Origin of the sequence: Vibrio sp. JC009 (genome assembly GCF_029016485.1) — a bacterium.
In the GTDB taxonomy this organism is placed as follows: Bacteria; Pseudomonadota; Gammaproteobacteria; order Enterobacterales; family Vibrionaceae; genus Vibrio.
This window is the reverse complement of sequence record NZ_CP092106.1, coordinates 1,266,308-1,287,223: the sequence shown is the minus strand read 5'-3', so window position 1 is coordinate 1,287,223 and position 20,916 is coordinate 1,266,308. Positions and strand designations below refer to the sequence as shown.

Sequence of the window (20,916 nt, the reverse complement as noted above, 5' to 3'; positions counted from 1 at the left end):
AAAAAAGAGACTCTTTAATAGAATAGTGTATTTATAACATTGATGCTAAGACGCTCCCAGCAATAACTTATAAAGTTGAGTTTCCATTTCCAGCGCTCTTGGATCTGCCAGTGAACTGATTTCTGAGGCTCCCGGATTTTCTATCACTTTAACAACTCTGGCCGGAGCTGAAGACATAATAACAATTCGCTGCCCCAGTAAAACCGCTTCTCTGGTATCGTGGGTGACATAAATCGCTGTGGTTTTATGCTCACTCCAGATATTCCGGATAAGGTGGATCAGCGTCTGCTTGGTGTTGATGTCCTGCCCCTGCATAGGCTCATCCAGCAGCAACAAACGGCAGTCGCGGGAAAAGGCTCTCGCCAAAGAAAGGCGGAACTTCATGCCTCCGGACAACTCCTCCGGATAAGAGTTCTCTTTTCCTGATAAGCCCGTTTTCTCCAGCCAGTCATTGACCAGCTTGCGGCGCTCCGTTTTATCCGGGGTGTGTCCTTTCAGGTTAATATCCAGATTTTCTGACACCCTGTACCATGGCAGCAGACGCGGTTCCTGAAATACAAAACTCATGGACGCTTCGAAGGGATTGGTAATTTTGCCCTGGCTAATCTCAGCCAGACCAGCGATGCAACGTAGCATGCTTGTTTTTCCGCAACCTGAAGGGCCGAGAATAACGGTGATCTCTCCTTTTGGGATCTCCAGATCGATATCCTTAAATATGCTTTGCTGACCAATTAAGTAACTGCAGTTTTTTAGCTCAACTCCGGACATTTCGCCTCCAGGATAAACGCAACAGGCGATCTAAAGCGCCGCTTGTAATGACTGCCAGTAACGTCCATGCCATCACTTCTGCGGTAGCCAGATTCATCTGCGCATACTGCATCTTAGTTCCTATCGCATAAAGAGGCTGACTTAATATCTCAGCGGCAATCACCACCTTCCACACCAGCCCGGCGTTAGCAATCACCGCGCTGTATAGAAATGGTACGCATGAAGGCAGATAGATATGCCTTATTACATCTGCCCTGCTCCAGCGATAAAATCTGGCGACTTCAAGCAGCTTAGGATCCGTTTCACGAATGCCTTGCTGTACATTCTGTTCAAACAGAGGAAAAGACATAAGAAATGCAACAAAAACCGGCACCCGGCCAGACTCAAGCCACATAACCGCCAGCAGAATAACAGCAAGCACAGGGACAGCCCGTATAACAATGATATAAGGCTGGAAAAATGCCCTGCATTCGCGGCTGATACCACTTAAAATCCCGACCACTAACCCGGCAGTCATAGAAAGAAAAAACGCTATCACCGCCCGCCACATTGTTGCGGCCCAATGATGCAAGAAGTCCGGGCTGGTCATCAGAGAATAAAATACTGCCACCACCTCTTCCGGCGGGGGGAGAATAAGCGGCGAAGAAAGCGCCACTGCTCCGGATTTCCAGAGCAGCAGAATAAACAGGATACTGATAAAACTGATTAAATTAGTATTCAAGGTAGAAGCTCTCATCCGGAAGCTTTCCGCCTATTGAAGCGGGTTCAAACCCGAAAAGCACCTGATAGAAAAGCTCCAGCTCATTTTTTATTTCAGAAGGCGTGCTGAAACTTAAATTACAGCGCGGGATCGCTTTTTCCGCCATCGGTGCCGGCATAACGCCCTGACGCTCAATTGCTGCCGCTGCCTGCTTCGGGTTTTCTAACACCCACTCAATGGAATCTTTATAGGCAGAAAATACCTTACCAAGAATCGCTTTGTTGGTTAGCTTCGGTGATACAACAGCCAGAGATATGGGGTAGCCTTTTCCTGTTCCGCTCAGCTTACCCCACTCTTTTTGCATATCTGAGAATATCCGCGCATCGGGATTTTTTGCCAGCACCATACTCACCAGTGGTTCAGGGAGTATTGCATTGTCGACCTTACCTGCTGCCATCATCTGAGCTAGCTGCTGTGGAGAATAGGTGAAACGAAGCGCAACATCCTTACCCGCTTCCAGCCCTTCGCCACTTAACACGTAGCGGGTCAGATAGTCGGGCGTTGAGCCTTTGGCAATACTGTTAATGGTTTTGCCACGAAAGGAACCCCATGAGATATCCCCTTTGCCGGTAGTCAGTCCATAAATGGCACCGTTACCAACGCTACCTCCCAGCGCATACCCTTTTGCACCCATTTTGTTATACAACTTTGCAGCAAGATTTACCGGAAGAACCGCGATATCAACCTGCCCGGAAGAGATGCGTGCAACCATATCCTGAGGCGTTGCAACCAGCTCATAGGAGAGTGAAATGTCATCTCCCAGCGACTCAAGCTGGTCAATCATCTGGATCATGCCAAACGCAGTCGGACCTTTTAAAGCTGCCATTTTTATCTGAACAGGCTCATGCCCGCAAGCGGACATACTGAATACCACCGCCAAAGTTGAAAAAATGGAAAATAAGATTTTATTCATAAACAGATTATTCCCTAAAATAAAGTGAGAGCTCAATTCAAATAGTTAGAGCATATTTTTACATAAAGCAATAAATTGAGACAGTTCTTAAATCTGATTCATTGACAGCACTATTGCCTAACCTATCATTTAAATTATATACCGTTAAACATTCTGAAAGAATTTTGATACTATTCTCAGGTTCATTTGTGCTGTCACAATAATTCAAGAAGTAACATCAGGTTTTTATGTCTAAGTTATCAAAAGTAGTTCGCGTTATTGAAGAGAAATGTACGAACTGCCATGCGTGTATTGCGGTTTGTCCAGTTAAACTCTGTAATGATGCCACCGGTGATGCGGTCACCATTAACGACGATCTCTGTATCGGCTGCGGACAATGCATCACTCATTGCCCTCACGGTGCCAGAGTACCCGTTGACGATTTTGATTTATTTCTTAGTGATTTAAAGAAAGGCGAAAAAATAATCGCCATTGCCGCTCCGGCAGTGGCTTCCAATTTCCCCGGCCAGTATTTAAATCTTAATGGCTGGTTTAAATCCATTGGTGTTGATGCTGTTTTTGACGTCTCTTTTGGTGCTGAGCTGACTATTCGCTCCTACCTGGATCATGCTGAAAAAAATAACCCTAAATGCATCATTTCTCAGCCATGTCCCGCAATCGTTACCTATATTGAATTATATAAGCCGGAACTCATTCCTCACCTTGCTCCGGTAGACAGCCCAATGATTCACGTCATTAAGATGTTGCGTAAACATTATCCTGAATACAGGAACCATAAAATTATGGCTATCTCGCCCTGTATTGCAAAACGCCGCGAGTTTGATTCAACCGGATATGGCGACTACAACATCACCTTTACGGCAATTGAAGAGCACCTGAAAGAGAACAGAATTAATTTACGCTCATTCCAGGAGGTCGAGTATGCAAACCCGCCTGCTGAGCGTGCTGTTCTGTTTTCAACGCCAGGCGGATTACTTCGTACCGCAGAAAGGTGGAACCCGGATATTGCACTGAAGACAAGAAAGATTGAAGGTCCGGACGTTATTTACGAGTACCTTGACGGTCTGAGTGAACAGATTAAGAAAGGCCAGAATACTTTCCTGGTTGACTGCCTGAACTGTGAAAAAGGGTGTAATGGCGGCACCGGCACGACCAGCCAGCATAAGTCCTTTGATGAACTGGAAGGACTTATTGAAAAAAGAAACAAGAAAATGGTCTCTGACTATAAAATAAAAGGGATCTTTTCTGAAAAGAGAAGCAAGAAAGCTCTGGAAAAACTGATAAATAGATACTGGGAGCCAAACCTATACAAACGGACTTACCAGGATCTATCACGCAATAACTCTGCCACCTACCCAAACCCGGCGCAGATGAAAGATATATATCTTTCCATGGATAAACATAGCAGTGATGATGTCTATGACTGCCATGCCTGTGGATACAAGAGCTGTGAATTAATGGCTAAAGCTATTCATAACGGTTTAAATAAGCCGGATAACTGCCATCACTTCAACCTCAAGAATGCCCAGAAAGAGTATGACAGAGCCGAGCTGGAGACACAGAAAAACCAGGAAGCGCACGCCCAGCTTATTGAGATGATTGAAAAAGGCAAAGCAGACCGTCTCGACACAACTTCGGCGATCAGCAGCCTTCTTACCTCGCTGAAATCCTCTATGGATTCCCAGCAGACAGAGTTTAAAGAGCTGGACAGTACCCTACACGGCCTGTCTGATATGACAAAAGAAGTCATCACCATTGCCGATGCCATTACCAGCCTTTCAGAGCAAACCAACCTGCTTGCCCTCAATGCCTCAATTGAAGCCGCCCGGGCAGGTGAAGCCGGCCGCGGCTTTGCCGTGGTTGCTCAGTCAGTGAAAGAGCTCGCCTCCAGCTCCGAAGAAGAAGCAAATAAAATCGCGCCTTATGCTAAGAAGTTAATAAATAATGTAAGCCAGATAAGTGCTGAAATGGGAAATTCGGTAGAGACGCTTTCTAAGAATAGCCAGTTGGTCGATGAAGCAATAGATAAGACTGAAGAGATTGCCAATAAAGATTAAGCAGCGGGGAAGATGGTGAACGGTACTATAACTATGTCCGATTAGTCAGAGATGTTAATTAGGCGAAATCTACCTGTCACTAACACCCTCCATTACTGGATTTGCTTTATGCAGGAGTAAACGAAAAGTATGCAGTATATCGCTCATCCCCGAATTGCTTTTGCCCCAAAGCGAGATGACTTGTATTTTAGCCGATAAATTCTGCCCCTGATTTATCGGCTAACAGAGGCTAAGACGAGGTGAAAGCTTTCTCCCATTTTCTTTCACGGTGTAATAGAGTTATCGAGTATGCTCATTTGCATATCTATTTGCTGGGAAGTACACAATATTAGGAGAAATTAGGGGGAATATCCAAAAACTGGCAGGAGTTAAAACTCCTGCCAGTGTATTAGTTTGCTGTATGGTGATGGGCAACACTTTCAAGCCGTTCTGCCAGCCATATCTTAATTATTGATTGTCTTGTTACTCCAACCCGGCTAGCTTCACGATCTAAAGACTCAAGCATCCAAGCAGGGAAGTCTACATTCACACGCTTCTGTTTTTGCATTGGCCGTTTGGCTTTAGATAAGTCTAGATCGCCTAAGATATCTTCATCGCTTTCAAACTTGGCATCAAATTCATGCGCTTTCATATAAATTTACCTCCACTTTGCGTGAACGTCTAACCGAAATGATCCTGATATTCGTTCCTCGGTAAGTTATTACACCAGACCAATGTTTACCGTTAAGTAAACCAATAACTAAATATCTAGGCTCATCGCTAGTGTTTGCAGGGATTTCAATAAGGTCTGAATCATTCCATAAACCTTGAGCTGTATAAAAATCAATACCATGCTTTTCTAGATTCGTTCTGCTTTTGTTCTCGTCAAATTCAAATGTAATCATGAGTAAAATCTATACCATTATTACTCGCTTCGCAACACTAAAGTATCAATGTAATGCGTCCATCATTCCCTTAGTCGTAAGCGAGAGATGAGAAATATGTTCTCTTAATAGCATTAATATGCAATAGAATTGTCTGAAAAAGGTGTTATGTTTTGCACAAAACTGTCCATTTTCTTTCAGATTCGGCATCCTTATCTTATCCACTGCCCAGAATAAGAGAAGCCCCGATACCAACGTATCGGGGCTATAGTCTTACTCGCGACAATCCAGCTACTAACGGTGCTCCATGCATCTAATCCATGACAGTGTGCTGTTTCCTTCAGCTTATTCCTTTCTTCGCCTTCCTAGCGGTGTCCTCGATCTTATCCTGATCAGCTAACAGTCCTCATTAGCGCACATCACTTGTTCCGTGAGCGGTGTCCCTTTCATCATCCTGATGATAAGTCCTTGCCTCATCCTGAAGACTACCGCCAAATAGCTCTGGTAGCTTAAACTGATACTCATTGTCACGTCTTAATCATCATCTCCAGTGTTTGGGACAACTGTTCACTAAAGAAAGTTATGAATGACGGTATCCGCATTGTTTTGAACGGACTCGCTACCAATGATCTCAGGCCAATGTTCTGTCTGGTCAGCCAACTCTCCCGTAAGCCCTTTCTTACTGCCCCACCAGATACCAGACTTGAAAGTGTCTTTATTTAGCAGCACATCTACGTAACGCTTGGCACCGACTTCCACAGAATGAGCTTTACCAAGGAATTGCATAACCCGCATCGTGGCATTGGTAGCCCACTTTTGATACCAAGGGAAAGCGTCAGCTCCCGAGGTACCAACTGCCATACCAGGGTCAACCGTGATAAACCTCATGTCGGGGTGCTTGCGCGCCATGCTCATCGTCCATAATGCGCCCATAAGCTTTACGGAACCATAGTGGTCTGTATAAGCCTTGTTGGTGACAAACTTCTCGCCATTAGCAACTGAGGTCCACTCTTCAATTGATCCCTCGGTGATCGGGGGTTTTGCCGCGCCAAGCTCAGGAGCACCTCTAGCAGCAAAACTGGCGACATACATTACCGAGCCACCCTTGGATAGCTTGCCGTTCTCCATAAGAAGCTCAGTCAAGTGGACATTTCCAAGCACATTAACCGCGAAGGTAAAAATGACGCCATCCTTTGTGAGTTTAGTTGGCTCAGATCCACCTGCACCTCCGGCGTTCAAAACAATTCCGTCAACTTTGGCGTCAAGGTTTTCGGAAGCTTTTCGGCACGACTCTAAATCGCTAACATCGACAATTAACGTTTCGAAAATCTTCTTGCCAGTCAACTCTTCCAATCGCTGAAGAGCTTCTTTAGCCCGGGCTTCGCTTCGACACGCTAAAATAATTTTGTTGATTTCTTTCTGCTGGGCGAACTGTCGCGCCGCCTCGAATCCTAGTCCGGAATTTGCGCCTGTAATAAGAACAGAAGAACAAGTCATATAGTTACCAATAGTTAAAAGTAAGTGGGTGACCAGAGGCCGTTATTTATATATTTAAAAGGTATGCGTGATCGTTTTCCTTAGATTTTCACGCACCTGACCGAGAACATGTAATCTTTTGAGCTTGTCGCGCGTCGAATCTCCCCTTTGTGGGCGTTCCACCATGAGTAAGCTAATGTTCTGATAATCGCCTGTTTATCTGTCTCACTGCTGCCTGTCCAAAATTCGGTATAAGCACCCTGTGTGATATATAAGCCGTTCCATTTCACGCCAGCAGGTCTTGCGAAAAAGTTGTGCTTGTTCACTTGTGATTGATCGAACTTCTTGAACAGGCCATCGGATTGCGCCTCTTTAAGTTGAACACCTAAATCATTGTCACCGCCGCGCCAGCCTTTTTTATGTACTTCCTCTTCCGGCATGCCGATAGTACGTTCTAGCTCCTTCCAGTCATCATCGGTTGCAACACGCCAACCTTCCGGACAAATGTTTCTTTCATCCGATACATCATGCCAGTCATAGAGTCTGCCGTACTTTAAGAGATTATCTTCGTCATCTTTTGGAATGAAGCCGGTATTTACCTTCGAGCCATCTTGAAACTTTGTGGTCCTGAGGTTTTCTGCAAGCCAAACCTGATTTCCGATTTTGACTGTTCGATAGGTATTGCCTTCTATATCCTGGACGGTTTCCTCCAGGGCCGAAGACACTTTGTTTATATCATTTGCGGATAATATACCTGGAACAATCATGAAGGCTCCCATAGAAAGTAGTAGTGTTTTAGCTGACATAGTATTAACTTCTTTTGGCCCCGGAATCATTGCAGAGCTCTGGTGAATCTTGGTTTGCGCCTATGGCGTTTCAGTAAAGTAACTATAGTCATTCACCTGGAGATTAAACAGGCCATATAATCTCTAAAACATGCCTATTTGTATCAATTACTATCACTTGGATGGAGGACGCAGACTCAGGAGTTTAAGCGATGAACAGCATAAACCAATTTAGTCCGAATGGATGGACACCAGAGCAACTAGACTCTCTGGCAGGCAAAACCTACCTTATCACTGGTGCGAATACTGGCGCAGGATTTCAGGCAACACGCATTCTGCTGTCTAAAGGCACCACTTTACCTATAACGATTCTGAAGGCGATGACCGCTAGCTTAGGTCGAGTTACACCGCCCCCACCGTCAAGTCGAGTATGAACCCACTACATTTAAATTGATCCAATTTAAACAATAGTGAAAATTAAACCGTAAACTGGTCCACTACATGATTCAAATCTTCCACTTTATTACGCAGTGAATCACAGCCGTTTCTGTTATCTTCTGCAATGCTTGCGGCATCTGAGCTCTGTTCGGAAATCACCACAATACGTTCAGAGATTTCATTTCCCACCTGAGTTTGCTGTTCTGTCGCTGTTGCAATAAGGGTATTCATTTCCATGATTGTCTCTACGGCTTTAACTATATCTTCCAGCGCCTGACTGGCCAGAGTTGCCTGAGACACAGTGTGCTGGCTCTGTCCCTTACTCTCATTCATTGCATTAACGGCTTCATCGGTTGCTACTTTCAGCAGGTTAATTGCCTCATTGATTTCACCTGTACTTGCCTGAGTACGGCTGGCAAGCTGACGAACTTCATCAGCAACCACGGCGAACCCTCTGCCCTGTTCGCCCGCGCGCGCCGCTTCAATCGCCGCATTCAGTGCCAGTAAGTTTGTCTGCTCTGCAATTTCCTGAATCACATCCAGTGATGAGGAGATATTTTCCACGTTGCCTTCCAGCCGCTGCATAACCACACTGGCCTGCTCAATTTTGCTCGCTAATGTCTCAACTGAATTTACCGCTGAACCCACTGTGCTCATGGCATCTTTTGCCCTTTCATCGGCAACCGTTGCAGAGGACGCGGCATTGGTGGCATTTTGTGAAATATTCTGGGCTGTCGAGGTCATTTCCGTCATTGCGGTTGCAACCTGCTCAGTCTCTTCTCTCTGTTTGCCGGAAACATCTTCCGCCATATTGGCCCGGTTCTGAATACTTGAAGTTTCACCGGCAATTTCATCGCTGGCAGCCGCTAACCTTCTTACTATCACCTGAAGATCGGAAACAAACTTATTGAAATTGGTACTCAACCGGGAAAATTCAGGAACTGAGAAATCATCCATTCTGGCAGTGAGATCAGCATCGCCACTGGCAAATGAGGCAATTGAATTATCAAACTGCTTAAGCGGAGAGAGAATACCGACAGTGATTAAATATGAAACCAGACCAACCACAACACCGATAACCAGGCTAAACATACCGATGACCCGGAACCCTTCAGAGGTTTTCTCCGTTGAAATCACTTCCATCTCATGAATAGTCTGCTCAACATCATCGATATAAAAGCCGGTACCGATAATCAGATCCCATTGAGCTTCATAGATAGAGTAGCTCAACTTCTCTTCTGCCTCGGTCTTACCCGGCTTAGGGAAGAAGTAACTGGTGTATCCTCCGCCATTTTTTGCTTTCTGAATAATTTCCCGTATCAGATAGGTGCCGTTCACATCCTGCAGGTTCCAGAAGCTGTCACCAATGCCCTTATTGGTATTCCCCTGAACAATACGTATTCCCTTGCTGTCATAGCCAAAGATATACCCGCTCTCTTCGTATTTCACTAGGGCGAGCTCTTCAACCACTCTTTCAATCGGCGCGTTGTTCTCCTTCAGTGGCTCTAAAATTGAATCCACAATCTGCATGTAAGATTTCAGCTCGCGCTGTTTCTCTTCGTACAGCTGCTCGCGAACAAGCTCAATCTCTGTCTCATTCAGCTCATCAATCTGCACATGAGTAAAGTAGACCATGCCCGTCACCACAAGAATGAGCGGGACAAACGCCAGGAGGTATAAACGTGCTTTAATAGTTAATTTTGACATAGCGGCTTACCTTATTATTCAAAGGTGTAGCCATACCGACGCGAAACAATAATTATTACTGTTCTTTTATTAAGTTTAGTGACAGATGATATATTCATCAATTATGAGCGAGAATATAATCATCATTTTCTCAGTGATGTCATCCCATGCGCAGAAAATCTTCTACTCAAACAGGTCAGACTGAGGGTTTATCGGTTCAGACAAGTCGGCAGGCTGCACTTTTCCCTGCTGCATTTTTCTTCGGTAACGTTGACGACAGAGTTTAAGAACGTGCTTTTGCTCAGCCGGCGTCATGGAAAGCCAGTTAAACCTCTCTTCTCTCTTGCGCATGCATCCCCGGCAGTAGCCTTTTTCATCCATACTGCACACCCCGATACAAGGGCTTGGGACACTAAAAAATTCAAGTTGCTCCATAGGCTTATGTTTCCGGCTAAGCTAACTGCATAAAACGAATCAAGTTAATAATAGAATAGCCCACTCCTTATTCCCTCCATTTTTAGCTGATAATCTCATAAGCATCACAGATCCCTGACATAATTAAAAAAGAATATCTTATACTGATTAAATCTAAATTCTCTGAACCGGAGTAAGTAATGAAAAAACTGATTGCGACACTGAGTCTCCCTCTGATTTTAGGCGCGTGCCAGAGCACTGACGAACAGGTGGCAAATGTAACAGAAACAGCCCTTGTGCATCACAACTGGACTTTGGTCCGGATTGACGGTGAAAATGTCCAGACAGGCAAGAATAAACCAGTGGCAAATCTGGAAATAGGCGAGAAAATGTCAGCAACAGGTAACGCAGGCTGTAACAACTTTTTTGGCCAGGGAGAGCTGCGTAATAATCAGTTCCGGATTAAGGCCATGGGCATGACGATGAAGATGTGCAAAAGCGAGTTTATGACAATGGAGTCTGTCGTTGCACCTGTGTTGGGAGAGTGGAGTGATATGAGCTTAACAGAAGAGACTCTGGTGCTGAAAAGCAGCGAACATACGCTGACTTTTGTGCTTACTGACTGGAAATAAAAAGATCCCGGATAATGGCTTCGCTATTTCCGGGATGACGAAAACCGTTAACTGTATTAGTATTCTTAATAATTACAAAAATCACATGCAGGATGCTAATGATTGAGCTTAAACACCTTCGCACCATCACATCACTCAGAGATACGGGCTCACTGACCGCTACCGCAACGGCTCTGCATCTGACGCAGTCTGCCCTCTCCCACCAGATTAAAGATCTGGAGCAGAAAATCGGCAGTCAGCTGTTTTTACGAAAAACCCGCCCGGTAAAGTTTACCTCCGAAGGTGAAATCCTTTTAAAACTTGCCGATGAGATTTTGCCTAAAATCGCTGTCGCGGAAAGCAAAATTTCTAACCTGAAAGAAGACGTAAATGGCCGCCTGCATATGGCGATAGACTGTCACTCCTGCTTCCAGTGGCTCATGCCGGCGCTTAAGGAGTATCAGCTTGCATGGCCCGGTGTCACTCTGGATTTCTCTTCAGGCTTTGGCTTTGATCCTATTCCCGCCCTTCAGACCGGCGAGCTGGATCTGGTTATCACCTCCGATATTCTTCCGCGTTCAGATATTCATTATGAGCCCCTTTTTGACTTTGAAATGCGGCTTATCACCTCTACCAGCCACGAACTGGCAGATAAAGCTGAAATCCAGCCGCAAGATCTTGCTTCTCAAACCATGCTCTCTTATCCGGTACAAAAAATAAGGCTGGATGTTTATAAGCACTTCCTGCAACCGGAAGGCATAGAGCCGGAGCGATGGAAACAGGCCGACAATACCCTGATGCTGGTTCAGATGGTTTCAGCCGGTTTAGGTGTTGCTGCGCTGCCGAACTGGGCAATTATCGAATTTTCACGCCAGGGGCTGATCACCAGCATTCCTTTGGGCAAAGGGCTTTGGAGGAGACTGTTTGCTGCGGTCAGGGCTTCCGAGGTTGAAAAGCGTTATCTGCAGGCATTTTTTCAGACGGCGAGAAGTCAGAGTCAGCTGCATCTGGAGGGGATAAAGATTGCTTAAAGGGCTATGGGGCTATGGGGCTATGGGGCTATGGGGCTATGGGGCTATGGAAGCATACACCCGGCTTTTGCCGGGTGTATAGAAATTTAGTTGTAGGATTTAAACTGGTTGGTTAACGGGTCGTATTGGTAGCCGATAACATTAAGTTTTCCGATCAGGCTTTCCACGTCCATTTCATATTTATTCACCAGCTCTTCAAAGCTGTCACACTCAAGACGAAGCTTCTCGTTAACAATGCCCAGAAGAATGGCACTATCCAGCTTTTTTACATCACTTAAATCCATGGCATCTCTCCTTATTCACATACAGTATTAAGGCTAGACCGGATTTTAAGAATAAAGAGTGACCCCGGCTACGATTTACACTTTTTATGCCGAAAACAACAGAGGCTGGAAGCTAACACAACTTCCCAGAATAAGCACAAGTACCATAACCAACTGTGACTTTCTGGTCTCCTGCCCGGTGAGCATATGCCAGCACCATAAAACTATACCAGCCACCAGACTGGCTAACCCGGCAAAAACATACATTGAAAGCGCCTCTAGCTGAGCTTCCTCAATACCTGTAGCCTGCACAGAAACCAGTACTGCTAACAAAATACCGGCTAATATCCCGCTAACCGGCAGTATTTTATGGAATGCGTCCAGTCTGGATGCTGCAAATTTAAGGCTCAGGTGTGCATAGGCAGCACCAAGAAGCATAACGGCGCAAACCGCCGCCAGAGAAGCGGCCAGCGAACTGTAACCGGAAACCTGTTTTGCTACATAAAGCAGAGCAAACACATCAGCCAGGTAAAGCAGCCAGAGTGGCCCTTTCTTCTTCGTTTTCTTAGTCTGAATCTGTGAATAGAAATAGAAGATCGGCGCAGAGACAACCAAAGCCTCAACACCCAGTGAAGCGCATGCAAGCCAGAGCGTACCTATTGCAGGAAGCAGCTTGTGCAGCCTTCCTCGCTGCCCGGGACAGATCTCTCCCTTTACCAGAATCAGAGTCAAAACCAATTGGGCCCCAAGCAACATCTTGGGAATAAGCTGAAGAAGAGAATCAAGCATTTCAGGTTAGTCAGTATTTCATCAAAAAACAGGGCTGAGCATCATAACACAAAAGCAAATTATGGCTCCTTGTTCTTTCAGGACTGGCTTCACACAATCCATCCCGTTATAATTCCCCACCTTCCGGTCTTGAGGTCAAAAAATGCACAACGAAATAACTCCCATCCATGAATACAAAAAGTACTGGGCAGAATGCTTTGGTACCGCTCCGTTTTTGCCAACCAGCAGAAAGGAGATGGATGCTCTGGGCTGGGACAGTTGTGACATCATCATAGTTACCGGTGATGCATACGTAGACCATCCGAGTTTTGGTATGGCAATTATCGGCAGGCTGCTTGAAGCTCAGGGCTTTCGGGTGGGTATTATTGCCCAGCCCGAGTGGAATAATAAAGATGCCTTTATGAAGCTGGGTAAGCCAAACCTGTTCTTTGGTATTACCGGCGGTAATATGGACTCAATGATCAACCGCTACACCTCTGACCGAAAGCTTCGTCATGATGATGCCTATACGCCAAACAACGAAGGCGGCAAGCGTCCTGACCGCGCGGTACTGGTTTACTCTCAGCGCTGCCGTGAAGCCTATAAAGAGGCACCCATTGTTCTGGGAGGCATTGAGGCAAGCCTGCGCCGCCTGGCTCACTACGACTACTGGTCTGATAAAGTGCGCCGTTCAGTACTCTTTGATGCCAAAGCCGACATACTGCTGTTTGGTAACGCAGAACGCGCGCTGGTTGAAGTGGCGCACCGCCTGGCAGATGGCGAATCCATTTCTCAGATGACCAATATCCGCGGTACAGCGGTTAATCTTGCGCAAGTACCGGAGGAATATAAAATTGTCGACTCTTCCCGTATTGAAAAGCCGGGAAAACCCTTTGTCGCGGTTAACCCGTATGAGATCATTCAGGACTGCGATAAAAAGTCTGAAGAAGAAGCCAAACCTATTACGGTAAGACCGTCTCGTCATGATGCGAAAACAACCGCTGTCCGGCTGCCGCCCTTTGAGAAACTCAATAACGACCGGATTCTGTACGCGCATGCCAGCCGCGTTATGCATCTTGAAACTAACCCATATTCCGGCAGAGCTCTGATTCAAAAGCACGGAAATCGTGAATTATGGGTTAATCAGGCACCGATTCCTCTGACAACAGAAGAGATGGACTATGTGTTCGGCCTGCCCTTTGCCCGTGTTCCGCATCCTATGTACAAAAAGGCCAAAATCCCGGCCTACGAGATGATCAAAACCTCGGTCAACCTGATGCGTGGTTGTTTCGGCGGCTGTACATTCTGTTCCATTACCGAACATGAAGGCAGGATCATCCAGAACCGTTCTAAGGAATCCATTCTTAACGAACTGGAAGAGATCAGAGACAAGGTACCGGGCTTTACCGGGACTATTTCCGACCTTGGCGGCCCTTCAGCCAATATGTACCGGCTGGGATGCAGCGATCCAAAGGCTGAAGCAAACTGTCGTCATCCTTCCTGTATTTTCCCCGGGATGTGCAGCAAGCTAAATACCGATCACAAGCACCTGATCGACCTGTACCGCTCGGCCCGTAAAGTGCCGGGTGTAAAGAAAGTACTGATTGCATCCGGTGTCCGTTATGACTTAGCGCTTGAGTCACCGGAATATATCAAAGAGCTGGTTACCCACCATGTTGGCGGCTATCTGAAAATCGCTCCGGAGCACACCGAGAAAGGGCCGCTTGAGAAGATGATGAAGCAGAGTATGGATACCTACTACAGCTTCAAAGAGTTATTCGAAAAATACAGCCGTGAAGCGGGTAAGAAGCAGTACCTTATCCCTTACTTTATCTCTGCTCACCCCGGCACAGAAGACGAAGATATGGTCAATTTGGCACTCTGGCTGAAAGCCAATGACTATGAGTGCGATCAGGTTCAGAACTTCTACCCCAGCCCTATGTGTAACGCTACGGCTATGTATTATTCAGAGACCAATCCTCTTAAGCGCGTGAAGTATAAACAGCGTGAAGTAGTTCCTGTGCCAAAAGGTGAGCGCCACCGCCGTCTGCACAAAGCTCTGTTGCGTTATCATGATCCGGCAAACTGGCCGCTGATCCGTGAAGCCCTGAAGGATATGGGCAAGCAGCATCTTATCGGTGATAAACCAAGCTGTCTGGTTCCGGCAGAGGACAAAGATGCCAGAACGCCTGCACAGAGAAGAAAATCCGGCCGCCACGGTTCAAACCGCTTTGCAACCAAGCATACCAAGGGACAGTTTGCTAACGACAAACCGCGTTCAAATAAAGGTAAGCAGAATGGTGGAGCCAGTGGGAATAAGAAACCCGATGGAAAAGGAAACCAGACTAAAAAAGGGAACAACGCCCCAAATAACAAGCGCCCGAAACGCAGATAAAATTCTCAAATTAAAAGACTAGCACAGCACACTCCGACCCCTCGTTCCCACGCTCTCCAGCGTGGGAATGCCACTGATTTTTCAGGCTAATGCCTGATTTTCATTCCACTGACTCAGCTTCTGCATCGGTATCGGCCGGTCAAAATAGTAGCCCTGCAGGTGTGAACAGCCGTAAGAAACCAGCTTCTCGTACTGCTCTTTGGTCTCGACACCTTCCGCGACAACCTGCATGTCACAGGAGTCGCCAATGGCGATAATAGACTTAATCAGCATATCGCTCTGCTGGCTGACCAGAAGCTTATCCACAAAGGTACGGTCGATTTTAATTTCAGAAATAGGCAAGTTGTTGAGATAACTCAGCGATGAATAACCGGTACCAAAGTCATCCAGTGAAATACCAAAGCCCAGGCTGCGTAACCGCTGCAGCACAGGTGACACTTTATTAAAGTCTTCCAGCAGAAGATTTTCTGTGATTTCCAGAGTAATACGTTCTACATCAATCCCCACATCCGAGGTAATTTCAAGCAGGAATTCAGCAAAGTCTGGCCCCAGGATCTGTTTCGGCGAGATATTTACCGACAGCTTAAGCGCATCCTCACCATTACGTGACAGCGAATAAATATCTTCGCAGGCTCTGCGGAATACAAACAGGCCAATTTCATGGATCAGCCCGGTCTCTTCTGCAACGGCGATAAACTTAACCGGCGAAATCATACCAAGGCGCATATTGCTCCATCTGGCCAGCGCCTCCACCGAAACCATCTTGCCGGTCTGGGAATCAATCTGAGGCTGATACAGAACAGAAATCTCATCCTTATAAATCGCCCTTCTCAGCTCCTCTTCAACGGTAAAGTCAAACTGAACTTCTTCGTTGATGCTGCTATCGTAGAAGAGCACATCACCTTTACGGGTAGACTTGGATTTATAAAGCACAATATCGGCTTTGCGGATCAGAGATTCAGGATCGTCACTATCTGCCGGGAACATACTGACGCCAATACTGCATCCGGTGGAAAGGATTTTTCCGTCAATAACAAACTGATCATTAAAGACTTCTTTTATCAGCGAGACTTTCTTTTCAGCCTCACTGACATCTTCAAGATCCGGGAAGCAGAAGATAAACTCATCGCCCCCAAAGCGGGAAACCGTATCTTTTTCACCTACCAGAGTTTCAAATTTCCGGCTTATGGTTTCCAACAGCTTGTCACCCGATGAGTGACCATAGAGGTCGTTCACCTTCTTAAAATCATCCAGATCAGCGAACATGATTGCCAAATGCCTGTTGTTGGTTCTGGCATGCTCAATACCGGCTTTTATATCTTCTAAAAGCATCATCCGGTTAGGCAAACCTGTCAGCGAATCGTGCAGTGCCATATATTGCATCTGATCTTTTGTATGCTCCAGTTCACCGAAATCTTCCGCTATACGGTCCTGGAACTTACTAAAACGCTGAGCAATCAGATTGCCGGCTACCAGTGAAATCCCGATAACAAGCAGAGTGGAAATCAGGCTAAGAACGGTAATTTTTATAAACTCTTCGTCGTTACTGGCTTCGAGGATTTGTTGCCTGGTTGACAAGTACTTTTCAAAATCATCGACGTAAAAACCGGTACCCACGATCCAGCCCCAGTCGTCCACCGACTTCACAAAACTTATTTTTTCGGCTTCTCCCTGAGCACCCGGTTTATATGAAAAGTTGTAATTGACAAAGCCACCTCCGGTCGCCGCTTTTTCGCGGAAACTGGATACTGTCGGTCCGTTTTCTGAAACCTCCAGTTCAGAGAGTTTCTGACCCACAAACTCTTTGTTAGGGTGAGCCAGTATCGTCCCGTTTTTATTTACGACAAATATATAACCCCTGTCGCCGTAACCGTAGTCCGAAACCCAATGCAGTATCTTTTTCTTTACATCCTGTTCAACATCAGCAACGTATTCACCGGTTCCGATAAACCAGTCATAGGGTTCAAAGCGCTTACCAAAACCAATTTTTTCATATTCGTTTTCAGCCGGTTCACCGGGTTTTTGGTACCACCAGTTATAAAAGGCTTCGCCACCAAGCTCTTTAATCAGACGTATATGCTCTCTTAAGATGTAGGTCCCGCGTATATCTTTTGCACCCCAGGCCGAATTGCCCTCTATCTGCGGCTTTAGAGCATGCATAACGTTGACACCATCCATCTGGAAGATAAAGAAATAGCCTCTTCCTTCATAAAAGCGAATCGGTTTCAGCGCTTGCGAAATCATCTGGGTAATTTCTGCTTTGCTCTTGCCCGGATTGTTTTCATAGATACTCATTGCGATATCATGGGCTTCATTGACGCGCTGTTTCGCCTGCGCCTTCAGGCTCTGAACCGTCTGATTTTTTTCGAAATGGATGTGTTTTACAACTTGGTTAACTTGTTGAGAAATCGTGTCTTTCTGGCGGGTAATGACATCATCCCGTAATGACAAAAAGCTTTCGTCAGCCTTACTCCTGTTGTCCTGGAGGATGACAACATTAACGGCTAAGACAAAGACTCCAATGATTAATACGGGCGCAAAACGTATTAAATTAAGCAATTTTCGATCACTGGTCGCAGACATAAGATCCATCTTCTCTCTCTTTTTTATCAGTATAGCCTACTGACCCAAATAACATCAGGTCAGGCTAACTTTTTATTTTTATAGAGTTATGTGCCCAAAGAACGCCTGGGTATATCAGGTGTTCTCACACTCGAATTCCACTTCAAGCGCCATGGAAGGTTCGTAATACAAAACACCACCTTTCTGCTGACCCTTTGCTCGGAACACCGCGATATCAGCATTGCTTATCAACTCTTCAGCTGTGATACCACCTTCAGGATAGGTCACAACACCCATAGTGCAGGAGACGGAGATTGATTTATCATCGATAGTAAACTTCTCTGAGAAGATCTGCCGAAGAATATCCAGCTTGTCCTGCAACTCACTTTTTTTAACCAGCTCAGAAAAACAGAAGATAAACTGATCACCAGCATGCCTGGAAACAATATCATGCTGCTCCGTTACGGTTTTAAAGTGTCTGCTGATAAGTTGCAGTAACTTATCACCAAAAGCAAAACCGTATATATCATTGATCTCTTTAAAATTATCTATATCAAGCAAAGCAATGGCAACCAGACGGCCGGAGGATTCCGCCTCCTGAACATGCTTTCTCGTTGTCTGAGTAAACTGAACCCGGTTTGGCAGATCGGTGAGCGAGTCAAACAGTGCCATATACTGCATCTGGTTTTTGCTTGCGGTCAGCTCACTAAAGTCATGATTGATTTGGGCCTGGAATTTCTTAAACCGGGTGGAAAGTCTGCCGCTGATATAGGCTGCACATACGAACATGACAGAAGCGATCAAAAAGCTGAACAGAATCAGTTTTACCAGTTCAGCATCATTCTGATCCGCTATTTCCCTCTCTTTCGCCGCGAGATAGGATTCCACTTCAGACTCGTAAAAACCACTGCCTAATACCCAATTCCATGGCTTCAGCAAGCGGGTATAACTGACCTTATCTCGACGCTCAACACCTTCGGGTACAAATGTCGCTTCATAATTAACAAAGCCACCACCATCCATAGCGGTTTCGATAATCTCGCGGACGTAAAATTTGTTTCGGCTGTCATGCAGATTAAACCCCTGTGTACCTCTTATTTCAGGATCAGGGTGCGCCAGAATATTTGCATCTGTATCAACAACAAAAACGTAGCCGGACTCACCAAATCTGATCTCAGATATCCAGCTAAGAAGGCGCTTCTGCGTGTCTTTTTCAAAATCTCGTATGTACTCCCCTGTCCCTATAAACCAGTCAAGGGGTTCAAAGTATTTAACGAAACCGATTTTTTCCAGATCCTGCTCCAGATCCTGTGGCTTGAAAAACCACCATCTGTGGTAACCTTCGCCTTTATTCTTCACTACGGATGCTAGATCATGGATGATGTAGGAACCACGGCTATCTTGCATATCCCAAAGGGAGGTTCCTTCCCGTTCCGACAAGTGAGGTAACAACACATTTGTGCCGTCCATCTTATAGATAAAGTAGTAACCACGGTTGTCATTAAAGCGGATATAGCGCAAAGCGTCAGTGATTTGCTTAGTGATCTCTGCTTCAGATTTGTCTTTATTGTTCTGGTAAATATTGCTGGCAATGGTGTGAGCTTCATAAACGCGCTGCTTAATCTGCTTTTTCAGCTCTAATTCTGTGCGCGCTTTTTCGTAAACCAGTTGCTGGTAAACGCTCTCAACTTCAAGCTGAACACGTGTTTTTTCCCGCTGGGTATAATCCGTATGCAGTGACTCCAGGTTTTCTACGGCTTCTTTCCGGTTATCGTGAAACATATTCGCGATAATCGCTGCTGTCGCCAGACCGATGAGAATCATTGGCGTATATTTAATGAAACTCAGCAGTTTTTTGTCATAAATCTGTTCCATTAGCCTCTGACTACCACTCCAGAATACCTTTTATTAACCTATTTGCCTTAAAACAACCGAATCAACAACTGATTATTAAATCAAGAAAATAGAATCCACTCAGCATATTACCACTACTTTAGTCGCGCTTACATGCTGTAATATGCTGATGCGGGTCAATTAAGTAAATTAACAATGACTTAAGGCAAAATTCTACACCAAATTGTAAACAATAAGTATCAATTTGTTAATTTTTAGGCCATAGCCAGGCCGCACCACGCACACCACTGGAGTCCCCATGAACGGCTTTCTTAATTTCTGTCTGGCACTCACCCCCAAACACATATTCAGACAGAAGTTTCGGCACATTGTCATAGAGCCGTTCGATATTGCAGACACCACCGGCCAGCACAACCACATCCGGATCAAGCACATTAACCACCCCCGCCAGAGACTTCGCCAGTCTCTGCTCGTAAGCTTCCAGAGAAAGATTTGCCGCTTCATCACCGGCCAGCGCCAGCTCTGAAATCTCTTTGCCAATCAGCTTTCTGCCTGTGCGTCTTTCATAGTCAGCACAAAGACCGGTGCCCGAGACAAACTGTTCTATGCAACCGTGTTTACCGCAGTAACATGGTGTCGCATCTGAAAACTCCCGTTCCTCTCTGTTTTGCCAGGGCATGTTATTGTGCCCCCACTCGCCACCGACACCATTGCCACCGGAATGTGGCTTTCCGTCAATAACGATACCTGCACCACAACCGGTTCCCAGAATCAGAGCCAGCACAACATGTTTCCCCGCTCCCGCCCCATCGGTAGCCTCAGAAACTGCCATACAGTTTGCATCATTAGCAATTCTTACTTCACGGCCAAGCAGGTCAGAAAGGTCTTTATCAAGAGGCTGGCCATTAAGCCAGACGGAGTTGGCATTTTTTACTTTGCCTGTATAAGGAGAGATGGTACCCGGAATACCCAAGCCGACAGTACCGGTCTGGCCGGTCGCCTGCTCTGCGTCATCAACCAGCCCTTTGATGGCCTGCAGCGTATCCTCATAGCTACCACGGGGCGTTGGAACCCGCTTTCTGAAAAGCTCTTCACCAGCATTGGAAAGAGCAATAACTTCTATTTTTGTACCACCTAAATCGATCCCTATGCGCATCTTAAAGCCTCTGTTTTTATTAATTAATTGCTTAACAGAGTTATTCTGAACCAATAAAAGGGGTAATTCTGTGCGTCTTCTCGCGACCTTGAGGTTTGTAATAAAGAGTTTTGTGA

The 20,916-nt window shown here is 45.8% G+C and carries 18 protein-coding genes; 4 read left to right on the top strand and 14 right to left on the bottom strand.

Annotated features, from left to right (window positions below; genetic code table 11):
* Positions 1-45: 45 nt before the first annotated feature.
* The 3 genes from L3Q72_RS05915 to L3Q72_RS05905 are packed head-to-tail and all read right to left on the bottom strand — an operon-like array spanning position 46 to position 2,441.
* Positions 46-768, bottom strand: a complete 723-nt coding sequence (locus L3Q72_RS05915; RefSeq protein WP_275131732.1) for an ATP-binding cassette domain-containing protein — start codon at positions 766-768, stop codon at positions 46-48.
* On the bottom strand, positions 755-1,489 hold the full coding sequence (locus tag L3Q72_RS05910) for an ABC transporter permease subunit (RefSeq protein WP_275131731.1): 735 nt from the start codon (positions 1,487-1,489) through the stop codon (positions 755-757). The genes L3Q72_RS05915 and L3Q72_RS05910 overlap by 14 nt, the downstream gene beginning before the upstream one ends.
* Positions 1,479-2,441, bottom strand: coding sequence for an ABC transporter substrate-binding protein (locus L3Q72_RS05905; RefSeq protein WP_275131730.1), 963 nt, complete (start codon positions 2,439-2,441; stop codon positions 1,479-1,481). The genes L3Q72_RS05910 and L3Q72_RS05905 overlap by 11 nt, the downstream gene beginning before the upstream one ends.
* A gap of 227 nt (positions 2,442-2,668) precedes the next feature.
* Here L3Q72_RS05905 and L3Q72_RS05900 point away from each other — a divergent pair, with 227 nt between their 5' ends.
* Positions 2,669-4,498 carry a [Fe-Fe] hydrogenase large subunit C-terminal domain-containing protein gene (locus L3Q72_RS05900; RefSeq protein WP_275131729.1) on the top strand — a complete coding sequence of 610 codons (1,830 nt, stop codon included), beginning with the start codon at positions 2,669-2,671 and terminating at the stop codon, positions 4,496-4,498.
* 388 nt (positions 4,499-4,886) lie between these two features.
* Here L3Q72_RS05900 and L3Q72_RS05895 read toward each other — a convergent pair whose 3' ends face one another.
* The 6 genes from L3Q72_RS05895 to L3Q72_RS05870 all read right to left on the bottom strand — a co-directional run bounded on the left by L3Q72_RS05895 (position 4,887) and on the right by L3Q72_RS05870 (position 10,181).
* Positions 4,887-5,129: a CopG family transcriptional regulator gene (locus tag L3Q72_RS05895; RefSeq protein ID WP_275131728.1), complete on the bottom strand. Its 243-nt coding sequence runs from the start codon at positions 5,127-5,129 to the stop codon at positions 4,887-4,889.
* Entirely contained in the window at positions 5,116-5,382 is a 267-nt protein-coding gene (locus tag L3Q72_RS05890; protein ID WP_275131727.1) for a BrnT family toxin, read from the bottom strand. The genes L3Q72_RS05895 and L3Q72_RS05890 overlap by 14 nt, the downstream gene beginning before the upstream one ends.
* A gap of 549 nt (positions 5,383-5,931) precedes the next feature.
* On the bottom strand, positions 5,932-6,858 hold the full coding sequence (locus L3Q72_RS05885; RefSeq protein ID WP_275131726.1) for an SDR family NAD(P)-dependent oxidoreductase: 927 nt from the start codon (positions 6,856-6,858) through the stop codon (positions 5,932-5,934).
* Positions 6,859-6,938: 80 nt separating this feature from the next.
* Positions 6,939-7,643 carry a fibrobacter succinogenes major paralogous domain-containing protein gene (locus L3Q72_RS05880; protein ID WP_275131725.1) on the bottom strand — a complete coding sequence of 235 codons (705 nt, stop codon included), beginning with the start codon at positions 7,641-7,643 and terminating at the stop codon, positions 6,939-6,941.
* A 456-nt stretch (positions 7,644-8,099) separates the two neighbouring features.
* Positions 8,100-9,767 (bottom strand): methyl-accepting chemotaxis protein, encoded by a 1,668-nt coding sequence (locus L3Q72_RS05875; protein ID WP_275131724.1) that lies wholly within the window; start codon positions 9,765-9,767, stop codon positions 8,100-8,102.
* 162 nt (positions 9,768-9,929) lie between these two features.
* Positions 9,930-10,181 carry a DUF1289 domain-containing protein gene (locus tag L3Q72_RS05870; RefSeq protein ID WP_275131723.1) on the bottom strand — a complete coding sequence of 84 codons (252 nt, stop codon included), beginning with the start codon at positions 10,179-10,181 and terminating at the stop codon, positions 9,930-9,932.
* 179 nt (positions 10,182-10,360) lie between these two features.
* On the opposite strand from L3Q72_RS05870, the gene L3Q72_RS05865 reads away from it, so the two are divergent.
* Both L3Q72_RS05865 and metR read left to right on the top strand, forming a co-directional pair.
* Positions 10,361-10,792, top strand: a complete 432-nt coding sequence (locus L3Q72_RS05865; RefSeq protein WP_275131722.1) for an META domain-containing protein — start codon at positions 10,361-10,363, stop codon at positions 10,790-10,792.
* Between the two features lie 98 nt (positions 10,793-10,890).
* Entirely contained in the window at positions 10,891-11,802 is a 912-nt protein-coding gene (gene metR, locus L3Q72_RS05860) for an HTH-type transcriptional regulator MetR (RefSeq protein ID WP_275131721.1), read from the top strand.
* Between the two features lie 86 nt (positions 11,803-11,888).
* Here the strand turns inward: metR and L3Q72_RS05855 are convergent, their stop codons facing one another.
* Positions 11,889-12,086, bottom strand: coding sequence for a DUF4250 domain-containing protein (locus L3Q72_RS05855; RefSeq protein ID WP_275131720.1), 198 nt, complete (start codon positions 12,084-12,086; stop codon positions 11,889-11,891).
* Positions 12,087-12,170: 84 nt separating this feature from the next.
* The gene (locus L3Q72_RS05850; RefSeq protein WP_275131719.1) at positions 12,171-12,854 is read right to left on the bottom strand and encodes a hypothetical protein; all 684 of its coding nucleotides are present in this window, start codon (positions 12,852-12,854) and stop codon (positions 12,171-12,173) included.
* Between the two features lie 142 nt (positions 12,855-12,996).
* Here L3Q72_RS05850 and L3Q72_RS05845 point away from each other — a divergent pair, with 142 nt between their 5' ends.
* Positions 12,997-15,228, top strand: a complete 2,232-nt coding sequence (locus tag L3Q72_RS05845; RefSeq protein WP_275131718.1) for a YgiQ family radical SAM protein — start codon at positions 12,997-12,999, stop codon at positions 15,226-15,228.
* An 81-nt stretch (positions 15,229-15,309) separates the two neighbouring features.
* Here L3Q72_RS05845 and L3Q72_RS05840 read toward each other — a convergent pair whose 3' ends face one another.
* The 3 genes from L3Q72_RS05840 to mak form a co-directional block, all read right to left on the bottom strand.
* Positions 15,310-17,820 carry a cache domain-containing protein gene (locus tag L3Q72_RS05840; protein WP_275131717.1) on the bottom strand — a complete coding sequence of 837 codons (2,511 nt, stop codon included), beginning with the start codon at positions 17,818-17,820 and terminating at the stop codon, positions 15,310-15,312.
* Positions 17,821-17,925: 105 nt separating this feature from the next.
* A complete protein-coding gene (locus L3Q72_RS05835) occupies positions 17,926-19,665 on the bottom strand; it encodes a cache domain-containing protein (protein WP_275131716.1) in 1,740 nt (579 codons plus the stop codon).
* Between the two features lie 226 nt (positions 19,666-19,891).
* Positions 19,892-20,800 carry a fructokinase gene (gene mak / locus L3Q72_RS05830; RefSeq protein WP_275131715.1) on the bottom strand — a complete coding sequence of 303 codons (909 nt, stop codon included), beginning with the start codon at positions 20,798-20,800 and terminating at the stop codon, positions 19,892-19,894.
* Positions 20,801-20,916 lie beyond the last annotated feature (116 nt).

Coding starts and splice junctions, on each gene's coding strand:
- L3Q72_RS05850 (WP_275131719.1), bottom strand. CDS start 12,854: ATGCTTGATTCTCTTCTTCAGCTTATTCCCAAGATGTTGCTTGGGGCC.
- L3Q72_RS05900 (WP_275131729.1), top strand. CDS start 2,669: ATGTCTAAGTTATCAAAAGTAGTTCGCGTTATTGAAGAGAAATGTACG.
- L3Q72_RS05865 (WP_275131722.1), top strand. CDS start 10,361: ATGAAAAAACTGATTGCGACACTGAGTCTCCCTCTGATTTTAGGCGCG.
- L3Q72_RS05895 (WP_275131728.1), bottom strand. CDS start 5,129: ATGAAAGCGCATGAATTTGATGCCAAGTTTGAAAGCGATGAAGATATC.
- L3Q72_RS05905 (WP_275131730.1), bottom strand. CDS start 2,441: ATGAATAAAATCTTATTTTCCATTTTTTCAACTTTGGCGGTGGTATTC.
- L3Q72_RS05835 (WP_275131716.1), bottom strand. CDS start 19,665: ATGGAACAGATTTATGACAAAAAACTGCTGAGTTTCATTAAATATACG.
- L3Q72_RS05885 (WP_275131726.1), bottom strand. CDS start 6,858: ATGACTTGTTCTTCTGTTCTTATTACAGGCGCAAATTCCGGACTAGGA.
- mak (WP_275131715.1), bottom strand. CDS start 20,800: ATGCGCATAGGGATCGATTTAGGTGGTACAAAAATAGAAGTTATTGCT.
- L3Q72_RS05890 (WP_275131727.1), bottom strand. CDS start 5,382: ATGATTACATTTGAATTTGACGAGAACAAAAGCAGAACGAATCTAGAA.
- L3Q72_RS05840 (WP_275131717.1), bottom strand. CDS start 17,820: ATGGATCTTATGTCTGCGACCAGTGATCGAAAATTGCTTAATTTAATA.
- L3Q72_RS05915 (WP_275131732.1), bottom strand. CDS start 768: ATGTCCGGAGTTGAGCTAAAAAACTGCAGTTACTTAATTGGTCAGCAA.
- L3Q72_RS05845 (WP_275131718.1), top strand. CDS start 12,997: ATGCACAACGAAATAACTCCCATCCATGAATACAAAAAGTACTGGGCA.
- L3Q72_RS05855 (WP_275131720.1), bottom strand. CDS start 12,086: ATGGATTTAAGTGATGTAAAAAAGCTGGATAGTGCCATTCTTCTGGGC.
- L3Q72_RS05880 (WP_275131725.1), bottom strand. CDS start 7,643: ATGTCAGCTAAAACACTACTACTTTCTATGGGAGCCTTCATGATTGTT.
- L3Q72_RS05875 (WP_275131724.1), bottom strand. CDS start 9,767: ATGTCAAAATTAACTATTAAAGCACGTTTATACCTCCTGGCGTTTGTC.
- L3Q72_RS05870 (WP_275131723.1), bottom strand. CDS start 10,181: ATGGAGCAACTTGAATTTTTTAGTGTCCCAAGCCCTTGTATCGGGGTG.
- metR (WP_275131721.1), top strand. CDS start 10,891: ATGATTGAGCTTAAACACCTTCGCACCATCACATCACTCAGAGATACG.